The sequence below is a fragment of the Actinoallomurus oryzae genome (genome assembly GCF_039541955.1).
In the GTDB taxonomy this organism is placed as follows: domain Bacteria; phylum Actinomycetota; class Actinomycetes; order Streptosporangiales; family Streptosporangiaceae; genus Actinoallomurus; species Actinoallomurus oryzae.
Genome location: NZ_BAABHF010000055.1, coordinates 1 through 1699, shown reverse-complemented (window position 1 = coordinate 1699; position 1699 = coordinate 1). Strand labels below are relative to the sequence as shown.

Genomic DNA, 1699 nt, shown 5'->3' with positions numbered 1-1699 from the left:
GCGGCGTTCGGTGCCACTCCGGGTCAGGGTGAGTGGGAGGACCTGCGTGCGCTGGTGAAGAAGCCGAGCGACATCAAGGGCGTGCAGGCCAAGCTGGAAGCCGACGCGGCCAAGGCCTACAAGTAGGCGCCGGATCATGACCGCGATTACCGAAGAGATGGCCTCGCCGCAAGACGGCGGCGGGGCCGGAACGCCCCCGGCGGAGGGCGGATCGGGCCGGCTCGGCCCACCGTCCTGGCTCGCCCTGGGCTTCCTGCTTCCGGCGATTCTGCTGCTGGGCGCGCTGGTGGTCTACCCGATCATCTACACCGCGATCCGTAGCTTCTTCGACGCCACGGGCAAGAAGATGGTCGGGCTGGACAACTACACCGCCATCTTCACCGACCACGACAGCCTGCTCGCGGTGCGGAACACCGCGATCTGGGTCGTGATCGCCCCGACCATCGTCACCATCCTGGGGCTGCTGTTCGCCGTTCTGACCGAGCGGATCCGCTGGTCGACGGCGTTCAAGATGGTGGTGTTCATGCCGATGGCCGTCTCGTTCCTGGCCTCGGGTGTGATCTTCCGCCTGGTGTACGAGCAGGACCCCTCGATGGGTGTGGCGAACGCGGTGGTCACCAGCGTCCACGACACCTTCGCGGGCGGGTCCCGCTACCCCGGCGCCTCCGTGCGGGAGAACGACAAGAGCCCGGACGTCGCCCAGGCGGGTGCGGTGACGACCCGCACCCCCGTACAGGCGGGGCAGACCGCGCTGCTGCCACTGGTGGGCGTCAAGCCGGAGAACCTGCCCAAGAAGATCACCCCGGCCAAGGCGCCGCAGGCGGCGGCCGGCGGGATCTCGGGGCTGGTGTGGTTCGACTTCACCAAGGGCGGTGGCGGCACCCTCAACAGCCCTGATGCCACCGAAGCGGGGCTGGGCGGCATGAAGGTCCAGGCCGTCTCCGCCTCGGGCAAGGTCGTCGGGTCGGCCACCACCAAGGACGACGGATCCTTCGTCATCAAGAAACTCCCCGCCGGTTCGTACACCCTGAAGCTGCCGAAGGACAATTTCACGGCGGCGTATGCGGGGGTGGACTGGCTGGGGTCGACGTTGATCACTCCGGCGATCATCGCCTCATATCTGTGGGTGTGGGCCGGGTTCGCGATGGTGTTGATCGCGGCGGGTCTGGCGGCGATCCCGCGGGACGCGCTGGAGGCGGCGCGGGTCGACGGCGCGACCGAGTGGCAGGTGTTCCGGCGGGTGACGATCCCGTTGCTGGCGCCGGTGCTGACGGTCGTGTTCGTGACGTTGTTGATCTACGCGCTGAAGGTGTTCGACCTGGTGTTCATCATCGGCGGCGGTGATCCGAACGCCAGCGTTCTGGCGGTGCGGATGTGGACCGAGTCCTTTGGTGGCGGTAATGACCAGGGGGCCGGGTCGGCGGTCGCGATCTTGTTGTTCTTGCTGGTCGTGCCCGCGATGTTGTTCAACCTGCGGCGTTTTCGACAGGAGAACCGATGAGCACCGATACCGCGGCCGCGCCGGCCGCGATCGACAAGCAACGCACCGAGTTCTCCGGTGCGCCCCGGCGCAGCATCGCCTCCCGCATCGTCTCCAAGGTGGGGGGTGGTGTGGTCCAGGTCGTGCTGATCCTGCTCGCGGTGATCTGGCTGGTCCCCACGCTGGGGTTGTTCGTCGCGTCGCTGCGTTCGCAGCAGG

At 67.6% G+C, this 1699-nt stretch carries 1 protein-coding gene and 1 pseudogene; both read left to right on the top strand.

Annotation, left to right across the window (positions count from 1 at the left end; translation table 11 throughout):
* Nucleotides 1-136 precede the first annotated feature (136 nt).
* The gene (locus ABEA10_RS43895; protein WP_345474496.1) at nucleotides 137-1501 is read left to right on the top strand and encodes an ABC transporter permease; all 1365 of its coding nucleotides are present in this window, start codon (nucleotides 137-139) and stop codon (nucleotides 1499-1501) included.
* Nucleotides 1498-1699, top strand: a pseudogene (locus ABEA10_RS43890) (carbohydrate ABC transporter permease); the annotation flags it as partial. The gene ABEA10_RS43895 and the pseudogene ABEA10_RS43890, both read left to right, overlap by 4 nt.

What these genes read in the sequence shown, in the direction of transcription:
- ABEA10_RS43895 (WP_345474496.1), top strand. Translation starts at nt 137, where the DNA reads ATGACCGCGATTACCGAAGAGATGGCCTCGCCGCAAGACGGCGGCGGG.